The organism is Streptomyces sp. VTCC 41912, from assembly GCF_045799175.1.
In the GTDB taxonomy this organism is placed as follows: domain Bacteria; phylum Actinomycetota; class Actinomycetes; order Streptomycetales; family Streptomycetaceae; genus Streptomyces; species Streptomyces albulus_C.
The window spans coordinates 1-21,421 of the sequence record NZ_JBJMAB010000046.1 but is presented as its reverse complement, the minus strand read 5'-3'; the positions used below and the strand labels follow the sequence as shown (position 1 = coordinate 21,421).

General features: G+C 72.3%; 18 protein-coding genes. 8 read left to right on the top strand and 10 right to left on the bottom strand.

From position 1 onward, the window contains the following. The first annotated feature begins 102 nt into the window (after positions 1-102). Complete coding sequence (locus tag ACJ6WD_RS36460) at positions 103-1,902, top strand: coagulation factor 5/8 type domain-containing protein (protein ID WP_407617375.1); 1,800 nt, start codon at positions 103-105, stop codon at positions 1,900-1,902. A 45-nt stretch (positions 1,903-1,947) separates the two neighbouring features. Here ACJ6WD_RS36460 and ACJ6WD_RS36455 read toward each other — a convergent pair whose 3' ends face one another. Continuing rightward, positions 1,948-2,355 (bottom strand): DUF3224 domain-containing protein, encoded by a 408-nt coding sequence (locus tag ACJ6WD_RS36455; RefSeq protein ID WP_016575932.1) that lies wholly within the window; start codon positions 2,353-2,355, stop codon positions 1,948-1,950. A gap of 104 nt (positions 2,356-2,459) precedes the next feature. On the opposite strand from ACJ6WD_RS36455, the gene ACJ6WD_RS36450 reads away from it, so the two are divergent. Then, positions 2,460-3,443 carry a helix-turn-helix transcriptional regulator gene (locus tag ACJ6WD_RS36450; RefSeq protein ID WP_407617374.1) on the top strand — a complete coding sequence of 328 codons (984 nt, stop codon included), beginning with the start codon at positions 2,460-2,462 and terminating at the stop codon, positions 3,441-3,443. Here ACJ6WD_RS36450 and xylB read toward each other — a convergent pair. Genes xylB through ACJ6WD_RS36435 form a run of 3 tightly spaced genes read right to left on the bottom strand, consistent with a single transcriptional unit; the run spans position 3,413 to position 6,733 of the window. Then, positions 3,413-4,846 carry a xylulokinase gene (xylB, locus tag ACJ6WD_RS36445; protein ID WP_407617373.1) on the bottom strand — a complete coding sequence of 478 codons (1,434 nt, stop codon included), beginning with the start codon at positions 4,844-4,846 and terminating at the stop codon, positions 3,413-3,415. The two genes, ACJ6WD_RS36450 and xylB, sit on opposite strands and share 31 nt — an antisense overlap. Before the next feature lie 43 nt (positions 4,847-4,889). Beyond that, on the bottom strand, positions 4,890-5,888 hold the full coding sequence (locus ACJ6WD_RS36440) for a zinc-dependent alcohol dehydrogenase family protein (protein WP_407617372.1): 999 nt from the start codon (positions 5,886-5,888) through the stop codon (positions 4,890-4,892). A 53-nt stretch (positions 5,889-5,941) separates the two neighbouring features. Next, a complete protein-coding gene (locus tag ACJ6WD_RS36435) occupies positions 5,942-6,733 on the bottom strand; it encodes a DeoR/GlpR family DNA-binding transcription regulator (protein ID WP_407617371.1) in 792 nt (263 codons plus the stop codon). 421 nt (positions 6,734-7,154) lie between these two features. Between ACJ6WD_RS36435 and ACJ6WD_RS36430 the strand changes: the two genes are divergently transcribed. Both ACJ6WD_RS36430 and ACJ6WD_RS36425 read left to right on the top strand, forming a co-directional pair. Next, on the top strand, positions 7,155-7,244 hold the full coding sequence (locus ACJ6WD_RS36430) for a tryptorubin family RiPP precursor (RefSeq protein ID WP_020930389.1): 90 nt from the start codon (positions 7,155-7,157) through the stop codon (positions 7,242-7,244). Positions 7,245-7,320: 76 nt separating this feature from the next. Next, positions 7,321-8,427, top strand: a complete 1,107-nt coding sequence (locus ACJ6WD_RS36425; protein ID WP_233661187.1) for a cytochrome P450 — start codon at positions 7,321-7,323, stop codon at positions 8,425-8,427. Positions 8,428-8,442: 15 nt separating this feature from the next. Here the strand turns inward: ACJ6WD_RS36425 and ACJ6WD_RS36420 are convergent, their stop codons facing one another. Beyond that, complete coding sequence (locus ACJ6WD_RS36420) at positions 8,443-9,318, bottom strand: NAD(P)H-binding protein (RefSeq protein WP_407617370.1); 876 nt, start codon at positions 9,316-9,318, stop codon at positions 8,443-8,445. A gap of 40 nt (positions 9,319-9,358) precedes the next feature. Continuing rightward, positions 9,359-9,778, bottom strand: coding sequence for a nuclear transport factor 2 family protein (locus ACJ6WD_RS36415; protein ID WP_376558958.1), 420 nt, complete (start codon positions 9,776-9,778; stop codon positions 9,359-9,361). Positions 9,779-9,890: 112 nt separating this feature from the next. Here ACJ6WD_RS36415 and ACJ6WD_RS36410 point away from each other — a divergent pair, with 112 nt between their 5' ends. From ACJ6WD_RS36410 to ACJ6WD_RS36400, 3 genes are all read left to right on the top strand, one after another. Further along, on the top strand, positions 9,891-10,478 hold the full coding sequence (locus tag ACJ6WD_RS36410; RefSeq protein ID WP_407617369.1) for a TetR/AcrR family transcriptional regulator: 588 nt from the start codon (positions 9,891-9,893) through the stop codon (positions 10,476-10,478). A 140-nt stretch (positions 10,479-10,618) separates the two neighbouring features. Next, entirely contained in the window at positions 10,619-12,178 is a 1,560-nt protein-coding gene (locus ACJ6WD_RS36405) for an SDR family oxidoreductase (RefSeq protein WP_407617368.1), read from the top strand. Then, positions 12,175-13,548 (top strand): deoxyribodipyrimidine photo-lyase, encoded by a 1,374-nt coding sequence (locus ACJ6WD_RS36400; RefSeq protein ID WP_331247543.1) that lies wholly within the window; start codon positions 12,175-12,177, stop codon positions 13,546-13,548. Before ACJ6WD_RS36405 ends, ACJ6WD_RS36400 begins: the two co-directional genes overlap by 4 nt. A gap of 36 nt (positions 13,549-13,584) precedes the next feature. Here ACJ6WD_RS36400 and ACJ6WD_RS36395 read toward each other — a convergent pair whose 3' ends face one another. From ACJ6WD_RS36395 to ACJ6WD_RS36385, 3 genes are all read right to left on the bottom strand, one after another. Continuing rightward, entirely contained in the window at positions 13,585-14,484 is a 900-nt protein-coding gene (locus tag ACJ6WD_RS36395; protein WP_233661193.1) for an RNA polymerase sigma factor SigF, read from the bottom strand. Positions 14,485-14,735: 251 nt separating this feature from the next. Continuing rightward, positions 14,736-15,194, bottom strand: a complete 459-nt coding sequence (locus tag ACJ6WD_RS36390) for an SRPBCC domain-containing protein (protein WP_233661194.1) — start codon at positions 15,192-15,194, stop codon at positions 14,736-14,738. Between the two features lie 50 nt (positions 15,195-15,244). Beyond that, complete coding sequence (locus ACJ6WD_RS36385; protein WP_038524522.1) at positions 15,245-15,577, bottom strand: hypothetical protein; 333 nt, start codon at positions 15,575-15,577, stop codon at positions 15,245-15,247. 193 nt (positions 15,578-15,770) lie between these two features. Here ACJ6WD_RS36385 and ACJ6WD_RS36380 point away from each other — a divergent pair, with 193 nt between their 5' ends. Next, positions 15,771-16,766, top strand: coding sequence for a hypothetical protein (locus tag ACJ6WD_RS36380; protein ID WP_331247545.1), 996 nt, complete (start codon positions 15,771-15,773; stop codon positions 16,764-16,766). 66 nt (positions 16,767-16,832) lie between these two features. Here the strand turns inward: ACJ6WD_RS36380 and ACJ6WD_RS36375 are convergent, their stop codons facing one another. Beyond that, positions 16,833-20,612 (bottom strand): toxin glutamine deamidase domain-containing protein, encoded by a 3,780-nt coding sequence (locus ACJ6WD_RS36375; RefSeq protein ID WP_407617367.1) that lies wholly within the window; start codon positions 20,610-20,612, stop codon positions 16,833-16,835. Positions 20,613-21,421: the final 809 nt, after the last annotated feature.

Sequence of the window (21,421 nt, the reverse complement as noted above, 5' to 3'; positions counted from 1 at the left end):
GTCCCCCCTCTTGACGCACCCTTCACGAAGCTGAAGCATGCGACGGCGGGAGCACGCTCCCCACCCCCCACGTCTTCACTTCCTGAAACAGGAGGGTCGCCCATGACCCCTGCCTCCAAGGAATCCCCCACCCCCGAAAGGCCCGCCGTCGGCCGCCGGGCCGTCCTCGGCGCCGCCGCCGCGGCCGCTGCCGCCCCCGCCCTGCTCGGCCGTACCGCAGCCGCCGCCGCTCCGGCGCGCAAGGGCCCGCGCGCCCTGCCCGGCGGCGGTGACCTCGGCCCCAACGTCCTGGTCTTCGACCCGTCCACGCCAGGCATCCAGGCAAAGCTCGACGAGGTGTTCGACAAGCAGGAGAAGGCCCAGTTCGGCACCGGACGGTACGCCCTGCTGTTCAGACCGGGCACCTACCACGGCCTCAACGCCCAACTCGGCTTCTACACCTCCATAGCCGGCCTGGGACTCTCCCCCGACGACACCACCATCAACGGCGACGTCACCGTGGACGCCGGCTGGTTCAACGGCAACGCCACCCAGAACTTCTGGCGCTCCGCCGAGAACCTCGCCCTGGTCCCGGTCAACGGCACCAACCGCTGGGCCGTCGCCCAGGCCGCGCCGTTCCGCCGGATGCACGTCCGCGGCGGCCTCAACCTGGCACCCGCCGGCGACGGTTGGGCCAGCGGCGGGTACCTCGCCGACAGCCGCATCGACGGGACCGTGGAGCCGCGCTCCCAACAGCAGTGGTACAGCCGCGACAGCGCCGTCGGCGGCTGGTCCAACGGGGTGTGGAACATGGTCTTCTCGGGCGTCGAGGGCGCCCCGGCCCAGACCTTCCCGAACCCGCCCTACACCGTGCTGGACACCACCCCGCTCTCCCGGGAGAAGCCGTTCCTCTACCTCGACGGCGACGCCTATCGGGTCTTCCTGCCCGAGCTGCGGACCAACGCCCGCGGCGTCACCTGGGGCAACGGCACCCCGCGCGGCACCTCCCTGCCGCTGTCGCAGTTCTACGTCGCCAAGCCCGGGGACTCCGCGGCCACCCTCAACCAAGCCCTCACCCAAGGGCTCCACCTCTTGCTCACGCCCGGCATCTACCACCTCGACGAGCCGATCAACGTGAGCGCGGCCAACACCGTCGTACTGGGCCTGGGCTACGCCACGCTGATCCCCGACAACGGTGTCACCGCCCTGAAGACCGCGGACGTCGACGGCATCCGCCTGGCCGGCTTCCTCATCGACGCCGGACCGGTCAACTCCCGCACGCTGCTCGAAATCGGGCCGGACGGTGCCTCGGCGGACCACGCCGGCAACCCGACCACCGTCCAGGACGTGTTCCTGCGCATCGGCGGCGCGGGCCCCGGCAAGGCCACCACCAGCATCGTCGTCAACAGCCGGCACACCCTCGTCGACCACACCTGGGTCTGGCGCGCCGACCACGGCGACGGCGTCGGCTGGGACACCAACCGCGCCGACTACGGCATCCGCGTCAACGGCGACGACGTCCTGGCCACCGGCCTGTTCGTGGAGCACTTCAACAAGTACGACGTGCAGTGGTACGGGCAGCGGGGCCGCACCGTCTTCCTCCAGAACGAGAAGGCGTACGACGCCCCCGACCAGGCCGCCGTCCAGGACGGCGACGTCAAGGGCTACGCCGCCTACAAGGTCGCCGACTCGGTCACCAGCCACGAGGCGTGGGGGCTCGGCAGCTACTGCTTCTACAACGTCGATCCCGGCATCGTCCAACACCACGGCTTCGCCGCCCCGAACGCACCGGGGGTCACGTTCCACGGCCTGCTGGTGGTGTCGCTCGGCGGCAAGGGCCAGTTCGAGTGCGTCATCAACGACACCGGCGCCCCGACCTCGGGCAGCTCGACCGTGCCGTCGACCGTGGTGGCGTACCCCTGACGGACGTCGGGAGGGCCGCGCAGGTCGCGGCCCGCCCCACGCGGCTCACCCCACCTGGTAGGTGAAGTCGTACGGGAACGACGGCTCGCCGGGCCGGTAGACGTAGCCGCCCGACCCGGTCAGCCCGGCCAGTTCCCCGGTGCCCGATCCGGGCACGACGTCGAACGTGCAGCGCACCGTGCCGTCCGGGTCGAACGAGCCGCGCTCCTCCAGGACGAAGGTGCCGGCCCGCCCGTCCAGCCGACCGGTCAGGAGTTCCAGTCCGGTGAACGCGCCGGTCTTCTCCGAGGTGTAGACCAGGCTGTACTCGCAGGTCGTGTCGGGGGCCTCGATGCCGCCGGAGAAGGAGTTGGTGACGGAGGCGTGGGCGAGCCGCGGGCCCGCCCCCTCGCCACCGACGGGGCGCTCCTCCCAGTTGGCGAAGGTGATGCGGCCGGTGGTCTGCGCGGGCATGGGGTGTCCTTCCGATCTGCCGCACGGCGGGTGCGGAGGCGATGTGCGACCAGTCTGTCGGCCGTACCTGACACCTCCTGTCAGGTACGCGGGACAATCGGGCCATGCGCGCCGACCGGCTCCTCGCCCTGCTCCTGCTGCTCCAGAACCGCGGGCGGATGACCGCTCCCGAACTCGCCGCGGAACTGGAGGTGTCGGTCCGCACGATCTACCGGGACGTCGAGGCACTCGGCGCGTCCGGCGTCCCGGTCCGCGCCGACCGCGGGCCGGACGGCGGCTACCGCCTGATGTCGGGCTACCGCACCCGACTGACCGGGCTCACCGACGACGAGGCCGGTGCGCTCTTCCTCGCCGGGGTGCCCGGCCCCGCCCGGGACCTGGGGCTGGGTGCGGTGCTGGCGACGGCCCAACTGAAGGTCCAGGCCGCGCTCCCGGCGGAGCTCGCCGAGCGCACCCGGCTGATCCAGGACCGCTTCCACCTGGACGCCCCGGCCTGGTTCCGGGACGCCGATCCGGTCGCCCACCTGGCGCCGGTCGCCCGGGCCGTGTGGGAACAGCGGGTGGTGCGCACCCACTACCGGCGCTGGCGCGGCGAGGTCCACCGGGAGCTGCGCCCGCTCGGGATCGTCCTCAAGGGCGGCATCTGGTACCTGGTGGCCCTCGTCGACGAGGCGGTGCGGACGTACCGGATCGCGCGGTTCCTGGCCGTCGACCTCACGGACGAGGTGTTCGTGCGTCCGGCCGGCTTCGACCTGGCCGCCCACTGGGCGGAGTCGTCCCGCCGCCTGGAGGCGGAGCTGCACCGGGACACCGCGCACCTGCGCATCTCCCCGCGGGCGCACCGGCTGCTGCCGATGCTCTACGGGGCGGCCGGCCGGCGGGCGTTGACCGAGGCCGGCGAACCGGACGCGCAGGGGTGGACGGAGGTGCGCCTGGCGGTCGAGGGGCCCGCCGTGGCCGTCGGCGACCTGCTCCGACTGGGGGCCGAGGCGGAGGTCCTCGGCCCGCCCGAGCTGCGCCGGGCGGTCGCCGCGGCGGTGGCCGCCTTGGCCGGCCGCTACGGTACGACGGCCGACCCCTCGACGTGACCGCGTCCGTGCACGGTGCCCCGGGCGGCGGCGTACGCGGCGCGGATCTGCCGGCCCGGCCCGGGGTCCGCGGGTGCGGGCACCTCGCGGGCCACGGGGCGCGGCCAGGACGGCGGTTCGGGGGTCCCGGCCAGCGCCCAGGCCGCCTGGCGGGCGGCGCCCAGTGCCACGTACTCCTCGGGTTCGGGCACGGCGACCGGGACGCCGAAGACCTCCGCGGCGATCTCGCCGACCGCCGGCGCCCGGGCCGCCCCGCCGATGACGAGCACCCGGCGGGCCTCGACGTGCTGTGCGCGCAGCCGGTCCAGGGCGTCGGCCATGTTGCACAGCATGCCCTCGACGGCCGCGCGGGCGAAGTGCGCCGGGGACATGGTGTCGTGGCGCAGCCCCAGCAGACTGCCGGCCGCCTCCGGGAGGTTGGGGGTGCGTTCGCCCCCGAGGTACGGCAGGAGCACCAGCCCGCCGGCGCCCGGGGCGGCGGTCCGCGCCAGCCGGTCGAGGTCGTCGAGGGCGACGCCGAGCAGACGGGCGGTGGACGTCAGGACCCGGGCGGCGTTGAGGGTGCACACCAGGGGCAGGAAGCGGCCGGTGGCGTCGGCGAACCCGGCGACGGCGCCGCTGGGGTCGGCGGCGGGGTGCGCGGCGCGGGCGAAGACGGTGCCGCTGGTGCCCAGCGAGACCACCACGTCGCCCGGTCCGATGCCGAGCCCCAGGGCCGCGCCCATGTTGTCGCCGGTGCCCGCCGCGACCAGGGCGCCCTGAGGTGTGCGCCCGGCCGGCTCGAACGGGTCCAGGACCCGGGGTAGTTGGGGTTCGCGTCCGCCGAAGGCGCGGGTCAACAAATCATGGCGGTACTGGCCGTGCGCCGGTGACCAGTAGCCGGTGCCCGAGGCGTCGCCGCGGTCGGTGACCGGTGCGGCGCGCCCGGGCCCGCCGCACAGCTGCCAGGTCAGCCAGTCGTGCGGCAGCAGCACCCGCGCCGTGCGGTCCGCGTGCGCCGGCTCGTGCTCCGCCAGCCAGCGCAGCTTGGCGACGGTGAGGGCCGCGACCGGTACCGTGCCGACCGCCTCGGCCCACTCCTGCGGGCCGCCGAGCTCGTCGACGAGGTCCGCGGCCGCCCGGGCGGAGCGGGTGTCGTTCCACAACAGGGCGTCGCGCACCGGCCGTCCGGCCGCGTCCAGGGCCACCAGGCCGTGCTGCTGCCCGGCCACGGCGAGGGCGTCCACGCGGTCCAGCAGCCCGTCGCCGGCCTCGCGCAGGGCGCGCCACCAGGCCGCGGGCGCGATCTCGGTGCCCTCGGGGTGGGGGGCGCGGCCCCGGTGCAGGACCTCCCCGGTATCGGCGTCGCAGATGACGACCTTGCAGGACTGGGTGGAGGAGTCCACCCCGGCAACGGTGGGCATGGCGGTGTCGCTTCCGTGCAACGGGAGGGTACGGAAAGGGAGTTCAGCGCTGCGGATGCAGTTGGATCTTGCGGCCGGAGCCCTCCCGGAACGTCCGCAGCGCGGCGTCGAAGTCGTCCAGGGGGTAGCGGTGGGTGATCATCGTGTCGGCGTCGACGACGCCCTTCGCCATCAGGTCCACGGCGCGGCCGAAGCTGTGCAGGACGGCCATCGACCCGACGACGGTGATCTCGTCGTTGTAGACCCGGAACGGCGAGAAGGCGGCGGTGGCGGCGGACGGCGCCACGCCGAACTGCTGGAAGGTGCCGCCGCGGCGGACCCGCCCGAGACCGTCCTCGATGACGGGGATCACACCGGTGCAGTCGATGACGGTCTCCCAGCCCTGCGGCCGGTCCAACTCCGCGGCGCCGACCGCGGTGGCGTCGGCGCCGAGCCGTTCGGCGACCCGCAGCCGGTCGGTGTTGATGTCGACGACGGAGAGGGAGGCGGCCCCCGCGGCCCGGGCGAGCTGGAGCATCAGCAGGCCCATGGTGCCGGCGCCGTAGATGAGGTAGTGGTCGCCGAGCCGGCGCGGCAGGACGTCGAAGCCGTGCACCGCGCACGACAGCGGCTCGATCAGCGCGCCCTGGGCGAACTCGACGTTCTCCGGCAGCCGGTAGCAGTTGGCGGCCGGCACCTTGACGTACTCGGCCATCGCGCCGTCCACGGTGTCCCCGATCGCGCCCCAGTTCTCGCACAGGTTGCCGCGGCCGTTGGCGCAGTAGTGGCAGGCCCCGCAGAACAGGGACGGGTCGACCGCGACCCGTTCCCCGGTGCGCAGCCCCGTCACGTCGGCCCCCAGCGCGACGACCTCGCCGGTGAACTCGTGGCCCGGCACGATCGGGTACGGGGTGGGGGCGAACTCCCCCTGGACGATGTGCACGTCGGTCCCGCAGATGCCGACCGCGGCCGGCGCGACGACGACCTCGCCGGGGCCCGGGACGGGATCGGTGACGGTGGTGACCTCGTACTGCCCGGGGGTGTGGATGACGACGGCGCGCATGGCGGGGCCTTTCTCGGGGAACGGAGGCGGGGATTCCGGAGGCGGGGCGCGGCTCAGGTGCCGGGGTCCACGGTGCGTACCTCGACCCCGAGGTCCCGCACGGCCCGGACCTCGGATTCCGGCGTTGCGGCGTCGGTGACCATCAGGTCGTAGCCGCCGACGTCGCCGTACGGATGGGTCGCGGTGCGGCCGAACTTGCTGTGGTCGACGACGAGGACGGCCCGGTCGGCGGCCCGGAGGTAGGCGTGCTTGGACTCCGCGTAGGCGTGCACCGGGTGGAACAGCCGGCCTTCGCGGACCGAGGTCGCGGTGACGAAGGCGAGGTCGGCGCGGAGGTCCTGGAGCTGGCGCCGGGCCTGCGGGCCGGCGCAGGACTCGAAGTCCTCGTAGTAGCGGTCGCCGAGCACCGTCACCTCGACCGGGGAGCCGGCCAGGAGGGCGGTGACCCGCAGCGAATTGGTGATGACGCGGAGCCCGTCGACGGCGGCGAGCCGGCGGGCCAGGGGGAAGAGCGTGGAGCCGCAGTCGATCAACACCGTGTCGCGGGGCGCGACCTCGCCCACCAGCGCCTCGGCGAACGCGGCCTTCACGTCGGCGTGGGCGTGCTCGCGGAAGCGCAGCGCGCTCTCCATGGTGACGTCGGGGAATGCCGTCGCCACGCCGCGGCCCTTGCGCAGCAGTTGCCGCTGGTGGAGGTTGTCCAGGTCGCGGTGCATGGTCATCAGGCTTACCCGCATCCGCTCGGCGAGTGCGGCGATGCGGATCTCGCCGTCCTGCGCGACCAGGCGCAGTACCGCCTGTCGGCGCTCCTCCACCTCGGCCTCGGAGCCACGGCTCGGTCGCATCGAGGGTCCCCCTCCGTCCCTTCGTCGTCCCGGCCGCCGCGTCCCGGCGGCCGCCGCGAAGTCACCCTAGAACATCACACACTTTGTGTGAAGTAGCGTGGTGGGCGCCATGCGGGACGGGTGGGGGGCGCGCTGCGCCCCGCGCCGAGCCGGATGCTCGGCCGTCCGTCCGTAAAATTTTGATGCTCCAATGCCTCCACCAACACCGGCGCTCTATGCGCTATTTGGCATGTATATCCGCTACATCGGGATCAATCGCCCACTCCGCGCCGCCTCGCGCCGCGAACGCCCGTGAAACATGAGGCGGTTGTTCTTTGGCGTGATCCGGGTCACTTGACGCCGCCCGGGTCCCGGCATTCACTTCTGCCGCGGTCGAAGGCCCATTCGACGGCTTGCCACTGGGGAACAACCCTTCCCCTCGATGGAGGTACGGATGAAGTTCGTTCGTCTCGTCAAGCGGATGCGCAGCGACAAGAGCCTCAAGGCGTACGCGTGGTACGGCTGGATCTGATCGGCCCACGCCCGTAGAGGATGGTGGCGGGTCGGGCGTGACGGCCCGCCGCCGGCCGTGTTCCCGGAGGTTCCCGATGCCCCAGCGATCGACCGCCAGCCGTGGTGGCCGGCAGGTGCGCTTCGCGCCCAGGATCGACGCATTGCTCAGCCGGCACACCGGCCAGGACCTGTTCCGACTGGAGCCCACCACGGTCGGCGTCGGGGGCGCCGACCTGATGGACGCCCTGCTCCGCAGCCGGCCGGCCAACGCCGAGGAGCGCCCGACCTTCAAGCCGGTCCTCGGCCGCCACGTCAGCCGGGCCGACGCAGCCACCTACATGCAGGCCGTCGCGGCGGACGTGCGGAAGGCGCTGCAACGCCCCTTGGAGGCGCCGGTCGATCTGACCGGCCCATGGCCGCAGGTTCCGCACGCCTACCTCCGGGACCTCGTCTTCGGACGGGAACTCCTGCGCTTCCGGGTCCTGGTCGACCGCAGGCTGGAGCTCACCCCGAAACTGACCTGGTCCGCCGTCACGTCGGGTGCCGCCCTGCTGCGCCGCCCCGACAGCACGGAACCCCTCTCGAAGCTCGCCGCCCTCGTCCTCGGCGCCACCGGTTTCCCCGACCGCCGCTACGCCATGTACCTCTACCGACGGGTGGCGGCACCCATCTGCTTCACCGTTGCCGCACTGGTCACCAACGCGGTCTGGCTGGGGGCACCGTTCGACGATTCCGTGCCGAACCGGCACCTGCTCGCCGAGGCGCTCCGACTCTTGCCGCCGTCCTGGAACATCCTCCGGGTGGCCTCACCGGAATTCACCGTGCTGGACACCCGGATCGGCCCGGCGGACGACGTCCTGCTGCTGCCCCTCCTGAGTCACCGAGATCCCGCGTTGTGGGAGGAGCCGGACGCCTTCCGACCCGAGCGGTGGGCGGACCTGGACCCGGACGATCACCCCGGCTATCTGCCGTTCGGGCACGCCAACGAACGCTGCTGGGGCCGGCACATGGTGCTGCCGCTCGCCGAACGCCTCCTCGACCTGGTGCGCCGGGACGGGCTCACGGTGCGCCCGGCCCAGACCGTCGGCCGGGTCGAACTCGACGGCCTGATGGAAGTGGCGGAGGTCCGGGTGACGCGCGGCGGACGCGGGCGGGGCCGACGCCCGCGTGGCGGGCGGAGCGGCGGCGCGACCGACCGGTGATTCATTGACGATACGTCATGAGGTAGTCAAGGCATCGGAGTTGTCCTCGGCGTAAGTGGTGAAGGAACGGGGTGGCCGGCCGGTGAGGCGCGCGACGGCGTCGGTGGTCCGGTCCTCGGCGCCGTCGGCGATCCGGCGGTCCAAGTCGGCCAGGACCGTCGCGAACTCCGGCGGCATCACCCGCGCGTGCCGAGCCCGCATCTCCTCGACGGGCACCGACCGGTGGCGCACGGGTCGGCCGGTGACCTCGGTCAGGACGGCGGCGACGGCGTCGTAGGAGAGGGCCTGCGGGCCGGTGAGGATCCAGTCGGTGTTGGGAGGCGTGGGAGCGGTGAGGGCGTGCGCGGCCACCGCGGCGATGTCCTCGGCGTCGATGAACGCCACCCGGCCCCGGCCCGTGGCCGTCGTGATGAGGCCCTCGGCGCGGATGCCGTCGGCGTGCGGGTGCCGGCCGGTGAGGTTCTGCATGAACCAGGAGGGGCGCAGCACCGCCCACTCCGGGAAGACGTCGGGCAGTGCCCGGTGGACGGCCCCGGTCGCCGGCCCGCCGGCGGGGATCAGCGAGGAGCTCAGCAGGACCGCCCGGCGGACCCCGGCCCGCCGGGCGCGGTCGAGGAACGGCAGCATCACCGCGGCGGGCTCGGCGGCCCCCGGCGGCGGCACGAGGTAGACCGCGCTCGCGCCGTCCAGCGCCGCGTCGTGCGTGGTCGGATCGGACCAGTCGAAGGACACCGGCTCGGCGCCGGCGACGGCAACCGGCCGACGGGCGGCCGTCCTGACGGGGTGTCCGGCCCGGATCAGCCGGGGCACCAGGTGGCTGCCGGTGGTGCCGGTCGCGCCGGTGACGAGCAGCGGGCCGGTGGTGAGGGAGGCGTTGCGGGGTGTGGTCATGGGGAGCTTCCTGGTGCGAGGGGGCGGGGCTGCGCTGCGGTCAGCCGCGCATCGAGGCGGGGACGCCCAGCGGGTTCCAGTAGTCGCGGTAGTGGGTGATGCGTCCGTCGACGACGGTGACCACGGCGACGTACGACATCGCGAACGGCCCTTCGGTGGCGACGAGTCGACCGACGGCGCTCATCTCGACGACGATCGTCCGGGGGTCCTGGGTCCGGTGGACCGTCAGTTCGGGGATGTCGTGCAGTTCGATGTGGTCGGGGTAGGCGCGCATGTAGGCGGCGACGGCGGGCTTGCCCTCCAGGCGGCGCGGGCGACCTTCGGGTGCGAAGGGGAACTCGAAGACGCCGTCCTCGGCCCAGAGTTCGACCCATCCGGCGATGTCCTGGTCCAGCAGGAGCCGGAGCCCGTGGCGGAAGATCTCTTCGGGGCTCCGGTGGGTGGGTGCGGTGGGGGGCATCTCGCTCCTCCTCGTGGGGAAGTGCGTGCGGTGCGGTCGTCCGATACCGTTGGACCGCCGGTCCGTTTCGACCATACGGACCGACGGTCCGCTTTGCAAGAGAGGTCATACCGTGCCCGAACCCCGACAGCGCGCCGACGCCGTACGCAGCCGTGAAGCCGTCCTCGACGCCGCCGAGGAGCTGTTCGCCCGCAGCGGACCCGCCGAAGTGAGCATGAACGCCGTCGCCGCGGCCGCCGGCGTCGGCAAGGGAACCGTCTTCCGCGCCTTCACCGACCGGGCGGGCCTGCTCCAGGCGCTCGCCGAACGCCGCACCGCACCACTGCGCCGGGCCGTCGCCGAGGGACCCGTGCCCCTGGGCCCCGACACCCCGCCCCACCAGCGCGTCCCCGCCGTGCTCGACGCCCTCGCCCGCTTCAAGCTCGACAACCAGAGCCTCTACCTCGTCCTGGAGGAGGCCGGCACGTCGAGCCCGTACGAGAGCCCCTCCTACACCTGGTGGCACACGACACTGCGGGACAGCCTGGCGCAGTGCACCGACGCCGAGCGCGCCGGCTTCCTCGCCCACGCCCTGCTGGCCGCCGTCCGCGCCGACCTCATCGCCCACCTGGTCACCGTCGAGCGGCTCTCGGTCGAGGAGATCCGCACCCGGCTCGCCGCCCACGTCCACTCCGTACTGCCGGCCGACGCGCGCCGCTGAGCCACCCGGGCCCGGAGCGACGTCCGCCGGCACCGAGTCCGCACCGCACCGGCGGCGTGGCGCAGCCGAACGGCTCCCCGGAGCCGATGTGATGGCGGCGGAAGCAGTACGAGAACGAGACGGCGGGCGGTGGCGGCAGCATGAACGACCGGGAGACGGCTCCGGAGGAACACCGTGGACGGGCCTGCCTGGTCACCGGCGCCACCGGATACATCGGCGGCCGCCTGGTCCCCGAACTCCTGGCCGCCGGGCACACCGTCCGCTGCCTGGCGCGCTCACCGGACCGGCTGCGGGACCACCCCTGGGCGGGCGACGTCGAAGCGGTCCGAGGCGACGTCACCGACGCCGCCTCGGTGGGCTCCGCGATGCACGGCATCGACGTCGCCTACTACCTGGTGCACGCCCTCGGCACCGGCAAGGGCTTCGAGGAGACCGACCGCCGGGCCGCCCGGATCTTCGGGGAACAGGCCCGCGCCGCCGGCGTCCGCCGCATCGTCTACCTCGGCGGACTCACCCCCTCCGGCGTCCCCGAGGACGAACTCTCGCCGCACCTGAGGTCGCGCGCCGAAGTGGGCCGGGTGCTCATGGACTCGGGCGTGCCGACCGCGGTGCTGCGCGCCGCCGTCATCATCGGCTCCGGCTCCGCCTCCTTCGAAATGTTGCGCTACCTCACCGAACGGCTGCCGGTCATGGTCACCCCGAGCTGGGTCCACACCCGGACCCAGCCGATCGCCGTCCGCGACGTGCTGCGGATCCTCGTCGGCTGCGCCGGACTGCCGACGGACGTCAACCGCACGTTCGACATCGGCGGCCCGGAGGTCCTCACCTACCGCGAGATGATGCGCCGCTACGCGCTCATCGCGGAGCTGCCGCGCCGGCTCATCCTGCCCGTCCCGGTGCTCACCCCGAGGCTCTCCAGCCACTGGGTCGGCCTGGTCACCCCCGTACCCTCGAAGATCGCCCGGCCGCTCACCGAGTCGCTCCGCAACGAAGTCGTCTGCCGCGAACACGACATCACCCGCTACGTGCCCGACCCGCCGGGCCACCCCTTCGGCTTCGACACCGCGGTGTCCCTGGCGCTGCAACGCATCCGCGAGGCCCAGGTCACCACCCGCTGGTCCTCCGCCTCGGTGCCCGGCGCCCCCAGCGACCCCCTGCCCACCGACCCGGACTGGGCCGGCGGCAGCCTCTACAGCGACTGCCGCGAACTCGACGTGGACGCACCCTGCGACGCGCTCTGGCGCGTCATCGAAGGCGTCGGCGGCGTACACGGCTGGTACTCCTTCCCGCTCGCCTGGGTCATCCGCGGCTGGCTGGACCGGCTGGTCGGCGGCGTCGGACTGCGCCGCGGCCGGCGCGACGCCAGCCGGCTCCGGGTCGGCGACTCGCTGGACTTCTGGCGGGTGGAGGAGATCGAACCCGGCCGGCTGCTCCGGCTCCGCGCCGAAATGCGACTGCCGGGCCTGGCCTGGCTGGAGATGTCCTGCCGGGCCACCGGCGACGGACGGTCGCACTACCGGCAGCGCGCCGTCTTCCACCCGCACGGACTGCTGGGCCACGCGTACTGGTGGGGCGTGTCACCCTTCCACGCAGTGGTGTTCGGCGGGATGGCGCGCAACATCGCCCGCGCCGCCGCGGACACCGCCCCGACTGATCAGTCCGAACAGTCCGAACAGTCCGACAAGGGAGTCGCCCCGTGACCGTCGCCGTCGTCCTGTACACCTCCGATCTGCGGCTGCACGACCATCCGCCGCTGCGCGCGGCGCTGCGCTCCGCCGACGCGGTGGTGCCGCTGTTCGTCCACGACGACGCCCTCGCCGCGACCGGATTCGCCACCCCCAACCGCCGGGCCTTCCTCGCCGACTGCCTCACCCAACTCGACGCCGGTCTGCGCGAACGCGGCGGCCGCCTGGTGATCCGGACCGGCGACGTGGTCGACGAGGTGTGCCGGGTCGCCACGGAGACGGACGCCACCGAGGTGCACCTGGCGGCCGGGGTCAGCGGCTACGCCACCCGTCGCGAGGAGAAGCTGCGCCACGCGCTGGAAGCCGCACGGCGCCGGCTGTGCGTCCACGACGCGGTGATCACCGCGGTCCCGCCGGGCGCGGTCGCCCCCGCCGCCAAGGACCACTTCGCGGTCTTCACCCCCTACTTCCGGCACTGGTCCCAACAGCACCTGCGCGATCCGCTGGCCGCGCCCCGCAAGGTGCCGGTGCCCGACCACCTCGACTCGGCGGACCTGCCGTCGACCGAGGACCGGTCCGGGGTCTCCGAGGGGCTGGCCGAGGGCGGCGAAACGGTGGGCCGCAAGCGGCTGACGGCCTGGCTGCGCAGCGGCGCCGCGGAGTACGCCGACCGCCACGACGACCTGGCCGGCGACGCCACCTCACGGCTCTCCCCGCACCTGCACTTCGGCACCCTCTCACCCGTCGAACTGGTGCAGCGGGCCCGCAGCCAGGGGGGCGCCGGCGCCGACGCGTTCGTCCGCCAGCTCGCCTGGCGGGACTTCCACCACCAGGTCCTCGCCGCCCGGCCCGCCGCGTCCACCGCCGACTACCGCACCCGGCACGACCACTGGCGCAGCGAGGAAGCGGCGGCCGAGGAGATCGCCGCCTGGAAGGCCGGCCGCACCGGCTACCCGGTGATCGACGCGGCCATGCGCCAGCTGAGCCACGAGGGCTGGATGCACAACCGCGGCCGCCTGCTCACCGCCTGCTTCCTCACCAAGACGCTGTACGTGGACTGGCGGGTGGGCGCCCGGCACTTCCTGGACCTGCTGGTCGACGGCGACGTCGCCAACAACCAGCTCAACTGGCAGTGGGTGGCCGGAACCGGCACCGACACCCGCCCCAACCGCGTCCTCAACCCGCTGCTCCAGGCCAAGCGGTACGACCCCGACGGGGCCTACGTCCGCCGCTGGGTGCCGGAACTCGCCGGGCTCGCCGCCCCGGCGGTCCACCAGCCGTGGCGGCTGCGGGCCGACGAACGCGCCGGCTACGACTATCCCGAGCCCGTGGTCCAACTCGACGACGCGCTGGCGCGGTTCAAGCGCGCCCGGGGCCGCGACTGACCGGCCCGCGGCGCCCGACGGCCCGTGCCGCGGTGGTCAGGACTGGCCGACCAGTCCCGTCCGCAGTCGCCCGAGGATCCGTGCGAGCAACCGGGAGACGTGCATCTGCGACACCCCGAGCTCCTCGCCGATCTCCGACTGGGTCTTCTCGTGGACGAACCGCAGGGTCAGGATCCGGCGGTCCCGCCCGTCCAGCTTCTGGACCAGGGGCGTCAGGGCGTGCAGGTCCTCGGCGAGCTGGAGCCGCGGGTCCTCGGCGCCGAGGGCGTCGGCGAGGGTGCGGGCCGAATCGTCGTCCGCCGGGTCGGTGGGCTGGTCCAGTGATCCGGCGGTGTAGCCGTTGCCGGCGATCAACCCGTCGATGACCTCGTCCTCGCCGATCCCGAGGTGCTGGGCGAGCTCGGCGACGGTGGGGTCCCGGTCCAGGCGGGCGAACAGGCGCTCCTTCGCCTGGGCGAGCTCGATCCGCAGCTCCTGGAGCCGGCGCGGCACGTGCACCGCCCACGTGGCGTCGCGGAAGAACCGCTTGATCTCGCCCATGATGTAGGGCACCGCGAAGGTCGTGAACTCGACCTCGCGGGAGAGGTCGAAACGGTCGATGGCCTTGATCAACCCGATGGTGCCGACCTGGACGATGTCCTCCATCTCGCTCGGGTCGCCACCGCGGTTGCGGAACCGGGCCGCGACGTAGCGGACCAGGGAGAGGTTCATCTCCACGAGCGTGTTGCGCACGTACTGGTACGCGTGGGTGCCCTCCTCCAGTTCCGCGAGCCGCTCGAAGAACGGTCGGGACAGCGCCTTGGCACTCTTGGGCGCGACCTTGGAGGCGTCCGCTACATACGGCAGCCCGCCCGTTCCGGAGCTCACGGTCCGGTGCTCCGGGCCCTGGACGTGGCCGTGCCGGATTCCCGTGTGCGTGCTGACTGCCGTCGTCATGGCTGCCCTCCCATAATTTGGATCATGGTCCGGTAAGCGGCGTCTGCCCTTCGTTCGCGGAACGAAACACCGTCCCTTCCTTTTTTGCCACGCGGGACCTTGACGTTCGGTCGAACGGCGTGGTGCGGCGGCGCGGCGGACCTCCACCGGCCCAAGCGCGTCCCCCGAACGGCGGGGTGCGGGGGACGGGAGCGTCAGGCGGACGGGGGAAGGACGGTGGGGCCGGCGTCACCGGAGGCCGTGACCGGCTGTCAGCCGGATGCGTCGATCCGCCGGTCGAGCTGCTCCAGGACGTGCGGCCAGGCTTCCCGGTGCCGGTCGCGCGCCGCCTCGTCGGCGAATCCGGCGTGGGTCAGCCGCAGCCGCGTCCCGGCGCCCTCGGCGGCGCATTCGACCGTGACCACGGTCTCCGCGCCCTCGGTGCCACCCGCACCGGTGACCCACGTCAGCTGGACCAGCCGGTCCGGTTCGAGGCGCAGGAAGCGGCCGTAGTGCGGGTGGCGGGCCCCCTCGTGCTCCGTCTCGAAGAAGAACGCGGTGTTCGGCCGGCCCTGCATGAGCACCGAGCCGGGGGCCGCGAACCATCGGTCGACCTGCTCGGTCCAGGCCCGGTACAGCGCGGCGGGCGGTGCGCCCATGAGGCGTTCGACGGAGAGCTCGTGCGGCCGGGAGGAGAGGTCGGGGACGCGGATCGCTTCATTGTTGGACATGGGAGGAACGTAACTCAAGGGGGGTAAAAGGGGCGGCCCGCCCGCTTTCCCTACTTGTCCTTTTCGTTCCGCTGCTTCCGGTAGAGCGCGATGGCCTGATCCGGCGGGTAGTTGGGGAGCGTCGAGATCGTGCCGGTGCCCTTGGCGACGACGAAGCTGCTACCGCCCGGCGGCGTGGGCAGCGGCCGTCCGTTCGCGTCCACCGGCTTGGCGTACGTGGCGTAGACGAGGTAGCCGAGGTCGAATTCCCGCACCTGCAAGGGGGCCGGGCTCCCGTCGAAGGAACGCGGCTCACCGAACGCGGTCCGCACGATTTCCAGGGCCTCGTCGGAATTGGTGGGAACGGACTGCGGGCCGGTGGGGGAGTCGTGGTCGGGTGTCATGGTGCTTCCTCGTCTGTCGTGGTGGGGAAATCCTGGCACATGCGAAATGCGGGGCGGGAATCGGGAGAAAAGCTGTCGTCCGGCGCGGAGTTGTCCCTGTCGGAGCGGGCGTTGCGGCCCTCGCTGCGACCGTACTCCAGGTTTCCGGGCGGAGCGGAGAAGCCCTTCGTTCCGCTCGGTTAGGGTCGGGTGCATGAGTGAGGAGATTGCCGCACTGGTGCGTCGACTGGCCGCCGAGAGTCGGGACGACCGCGCAGCCGCGCGGGACGCACTGACCGCTCTCGGGGCCCCGGTCGTTCCGTACCTGCTGCCGCTGCTGAAGAACGACGGAACGCCGGGCGGAATGGCCGCCGAATTGTGTCTGGAAGACATCGGCACCGCGGCGCTGGCCCCGCTGCGCGAGGTGCGGGCGCACGGTCCGGGCGCCCACCGGGCCACCGCGTTGCGCATGCTGGCCGAACTCGGCGGCGGCGACGCGCTGAGCGACGCGGACCGGGCCGCCGTCGAACGGTTGGTGCGGATCAAGCTGCCGGACGAACAGCCCGGCGACCTGCCCGCCGACCGTTGGGTCGCGGTGCCCAAGGCGGAAGTCGCCGACATCGTGGACGCATTGGGCCTGCACGACGCCCGGCCCGTCACCACGGCCATGGGACTGTCCGCCGCCGTGCACCACGAGAATTCACTGAGCCGCCCCGCGGACGACGGCAGCGACGCCACTTCCTACCGGGTGTTCATCACCCCGGAATTCGAGGGCTGGCGACTCGTCTACGGCGCCGACTACCTCAACGAGAATTGGGCGGAGGTCGTGACCCGGCTCAGTGCGCACTGCGGAGAAGCTCATTTCTACGCCGTCGACGAGTACGACGGGGCGTGGGTGTGGTGGGTTTCGGAGAACGGACAGGACCGGCGCGGCTACCGCACCTACGGCGATCCGCAGTGGATCGGCGAACCGATGGAATTCGAGCGGGACCTGATGCCGGACGAGGACGTGGACCCGGATTCGGAGGACTACGACGCCGAAGCCGCCGAGGAGTACGCCGAGGGGGTGCGCGACCCCGAGGAGGTCGCTTCCTCGATCTCCGTCCAACCGACCGTGGTGGAGGTGCTCGACCGGGTCGGCCACGGCTGGCTCGCCGTGACCGACCCGGAGGTCGGCCACGGCCGCTTCCGGGGTGCCCTGGACATCTGAGGACCGGGCCCGAGCCGTGCCGCCGCTGGTTCCCGGAACCAGCGGCGGCACGGCTCTGCTCGTCCGCTACATCAGGCTCGGCTGGATCTTCTTCCAGGTCGAGTTCAGGTGCTCCATGTGCCGCTCCATTTCGCGCACCATGGCCTGCTTCTCGGGCGTCGTGGACGCGTCCTTCCGCTTCCTGTACTCGTAGTCGATCAGCTTCTTGAGTTCCTTGCGCGCCTCCGCGTCGTTCGAGGCGTCGATCTTGCCCTTCTCCCTGTCGATCCACTGCTGAGTGTGTTCCGTACGGAGGTCGAGCCGTTTCTTGGCGGCCTCTTGGACTTTGTCGTGTGACAATTTGTCCACCTCCTTCTTCAGCTTTCTCTTTTCCGTGTCGAGGTCCTTCTTCGCCTGGACGTTCTCAGGGTCGGTGCGGTAGGTCGTGCTGTAGTACACCTTGGAGCCGTCCGGCATCATCTTGCGCAGCGTGATCGAGCAATGCGCGTGCCCGCCCCCCCTTCCGCACGGTTCGCGCTCGGTGTACAGGGCGTTCGCGGTGTACTTCGTGCCTTCCTTGTTGGCCCGGTCCAGCCAGTCGAGGAGGTGCTTCTCGGAGTGCCGTAGGGAGACGTTCTTCTCACCCGGCGGAACGGACGAGTCCGCGACGTAATGCAGCTGGTTCTCGGGCGGCGGCCCCTTGACCTCCAGGACCGCGTAGTTGCGGTCCGAGAAGTCCGGGGTGTTCTTCTTCAGGCTGTCCGGGGCGCCGTCGTTCAACCTGAGCTTCTCGAGGTAGTTTTTCCCGCTGATGCGGTGTCCGCGGGCCCCCAGTGACTCCTCGGCGTTCTTGGCGCCGCTGTCCTTCGTGCCGTCCGCGGGAGCCGCTTCATTGGGATTGCGGTACGGATGCTTGACCTCGACCGGGTGCTGCCCCACACCGTGCTGCTCGTGGAATCCCACGCTCATCCGCGCCAGGGACGAGACGACCGCGAGCTTCTCACCGTGGTCCAGGTCCTTGAAACCGGGCAGCCGCTTTTCCAGGTCGCTCTCGGTGAACTTCTGCGGCCCCTTGCCGGCGTCCGGATCACCGGGCTTGGCATGACCGGAGGAGGCCCGGAAGACCTTTTCGAGGTCCCCGCTGTCGGCCCATCGGGTCAGGCCCGTGTGGACCCGGTCGAGCGGGATGCGGTGGACGTCCAGGGTCGCCCGCTCGCGGAGCTTCTGCTGCTCCGCGTCCGGCTCCTTGCCGTACTCCTTGGAGTGCGCGTCCTCCCGGTCGAGGGTGTGCTTCCCGTCCCTCTCCTGCTGGGCGGTGTCGCTGTCGCCCCGGTCCTTCGGGTCGGAGTAGGGCGGTTTGGGGTCGGCCTTAGAGTCGGACTTGGTGTCCGACTTCGTGTCGTTGGACCCTTCGGCCTGGGTCTCCTTGCCCTTTTGCTTGTCGTCCTGCTTGTTGTCCTGCTTGTCGTCGCCCTTGTTGTCCGCTGTCTGCCCGGCCTTGTCGCCGTCCTTCGTCGAGTCCGTGGTGGACGGGCCCGTCTGGTTGTGGTCCGGCGTGGGGGAACCCTGCCCGTCGCCGTGTGACGGCCCGGCGTGCGACTGGCCGTCGACGTCCATGGGAGTGCCGGAGCCGGACTGCCCATCGTGTCCGGGGCCGGACTGGCCGGCCGGCGGGCCGTGTTGCGTCGGCGGTTGGTGCGACGGGGAGGAGTCGACGTCCATGTGGTCGTCGAGGTGCATGGCGTCGAGGTGGTCCGGAAGGCTGCCGGACAAGCTCTGGGGTGGTGACGGGTCGTGGTTCTGGCCGTCGCCGACCGGCGGCTGGCCTGACTGCCCGTCGTCGTCCACCTCCATCCTGGTGCGCTTGTGCGGGTCGGAGTCGGAAACGGGTGCGGCGGTCTGGCCGTCGCGCGAGGGCTGGTCCTCGGCCTTGCGCTTCGCCGAGGGGTCGCTGGCCTCCGGCTGATCGCCCTTCGCGTGGTCCGGGCCGGGTCCGCCGTGCGTCGAAGCACTGTCCTGCGCGCCGTCGTGCGTGCCGTCCTGTGTGCCGTTGTGCGAGCCGTCGTGGGAGCCGTCGTCGGACTGGCTGTACGAGCTGTCGGAGTCGGAGTCGGAATGGGTGTCGGAGTGCGTGTCGGAGTGGGAGGACGGATCCGGGGCCTGGTGGAGGGGGTTCCGGTCGGAGTCCAGCGGGATGTAGAAGACGTCCGTGGCGCCGTCGGTGTTGATGGGCTTGTGGCTGACCTCGCCGCTCTGGGTGTCGACCCAGACGACCTTCCCGTTGTGGTTGACCGCGTTGAACGCGTGGCCGCCGCCGCCCGCCCAGTTGACCTGGACGATCGCGGAGGAGCCCGGCCCGGCGTTCAGGAGGTCCTGGGCGATCGCGTGGTGACCGTCCGGGCTGGTGCCGGCGTAGGAGTGCGACGCCCCGGCCCAGTCGATGATGTTCTCGTTGGCCTTGTTCTCCGGCGACCAGCGGTCGGGCGTCCCGTCGGGGTTGACGTCGGGTGTACGCGGTGCGGACACCTGGGGGTTGCCGTACCAGGTCTCCAGGAACGAACGGCTGCAGTCGGCACAGTTGTTGGAACGGCCCGGCACGTCGGTGCCGCCGTCGTTCTGCAACTTGGCCCAGTCGCCGGTCGGGTCCGGGAAGCGTTGCGGAGTGCCGTCGTCGTTGCGCGGGACGGAGTTCTCCAACGCCTGCTGGTCGGCGGCGTGCGGCTGATCCAGGCCGCCGGGTGCCTCCTGGATGCCGGAGCGGATCTCGTCGAGGCTCGGACGGTCGTCGTGCTTGTCCGCACCGTCGGAGTCCGACTGGTCAGCGTGGTCCGACTGGTCCGGGTGGTCCGATTCCTGGGATTGGTCGGAGTGGTCCGGTTGCTCGTCCTTGGCCGGGCCGTTCTCCTCGTTCTTGTCCGGTGACTGGTCGCCCTCGGGGTGCTGGTCGCTCTCGGGCTTGGGGGCGTCCTCGGACTTCGGGTCGCTGTCGGACTTGCCGTCGGACTCGTGGCCGTCGTCGTGCGGTTTGTCGTGCGGTTTGTCGTCCGCCTTGGAGTCGGTGTCCGGCTCGGGGCCGTGGTCCTTGGGCTGGGCGTCCTTGTCCGGACCGTCGTCGGCCTTCGGGGGGTTGCCCTCGGCGTTCGGGCTCTCGTCGGCCTTGGGGTTCTTGTCCTCGGGCTTCGGAGCGTCGCCGTCCGGCGCGGGGGTCTCGTCGGCCTTCGGGGGCTTGGTCTCCGACTTGGGACCGTCGTCCTTGGGGCCGTCGTCCTTGGGATTGCCGTCAGGAGTCGGCGTGTTGGCGTCGGTCTTCGGGGGGTTGTGGGGCTGCTGGTCCCCGTCGGGCTTCTGGTCGTGGGCAGGCTTGGGCGTGTTGTCGGCGGTCGGCGCGTCGTGGTCCGTCGCGGACGAAGGGTTCGGCTTGGTCGACGCCGGCGGACCGTCATGGGCCTGCGGCAGCTGCTGCGCGGGCCGGGACGGGGGCGGAGACGGCTGGCTGTCCTGCGGCCGCTCGGTGCGCGGCGCCGGGGCGGGCCGGGGAGTGGTGGGCCGAGGACGCGAATCCTGCCCGGCCTGCGGGGTGTTCCGCGGATCGCGGGCAGGGGTCTGGCGGGACGGCGCGCCACCACTGCCTGTGGACGTACCGGAGGACCGCGGCGGCGTTGCGGAGCCGTGCCCGCCACCCGTGGGAGCACCCGTGGGCGGTACGGTTCCGCCGCCCATCATCCCGCCGGGGGGCGGGGCGTGCTGGCCGGACGCCGAGGGCGTGCCGGTCGGACCCGACGTGCCCGGCGCGTCGCCGCCGGACGGTCCCGTCTGCGTGAGGCCGGATGGCGGCGGCGGGGCCAGAGTCGCGCTCTCCGTCTGCATGGTGACCGGGCCGTCGTCATCCGGGCGGTGCGGCGCGGGCTGGTGCGGCGCACCGGAGTGGGAACCGGAGGAATGGTGACCCGACGAGCCGGCATGCGGAGCGCCGCCGGTCGGCACGCCGCCGCCCGTCGGCATGGCACCCCGACCGCTCCCGCTGCCGCTGCCGCCGTCGTTCTGCGTCGAGGAGTGGTCCGGCGCGGACGCGGGCGAAGAGGCGTGGTCCTGCCCCGGGGAGGACTGCGGACCGTGCGTCTCGGGACGGCTCCCGGAGTCCGGGGACGCCGAATGCGAGGAGTCGGGGGTTGGGGCCGAGTCCGGCGTCGGAGCCGACGTCGGGGTGGCCGAGGAAGCTTGGTGCTGCGGCGGGTTGCCCTCGTGCGCCGGGCTGGTGGCGCCGCCGCCGCCGTGCTGCTGCGGCGTCGTGTCGTGTTGTTGTGGGGTTGGGTTGTTTCCCTGTGCTGGCCCGTCGTGCTGTTGCGGTGTGGGGCTGTGGTCCTGTGTCGGGCCGTCGTGTTGTTGTGGGGTTGGGTTGTTTCCCTGCGCCGGCCCGTCATGCTGCTGCGGGGTGGAGTCGCTGGGGTGGCTGGGGCCGTCGGAGTTGAAGGGGGTCGGAGCAGGGCCGTTGTCGTGCGGAGCAGGCGTCGTCGGACCTGTGGAGTCCGGCGTGGGGGAGTGGCCCGGAGCAGGAGGCGGCGCCGAAGCGGTGTCCGGGGACGGCGTGTGTGCCTGTGCGGTGTCCGGGGACGGCGTGTGTGCCTGTGCGGTGTCCGGGGACGGCGTGTGTGCCTGCGTGGTGTCCGGGGACGGCG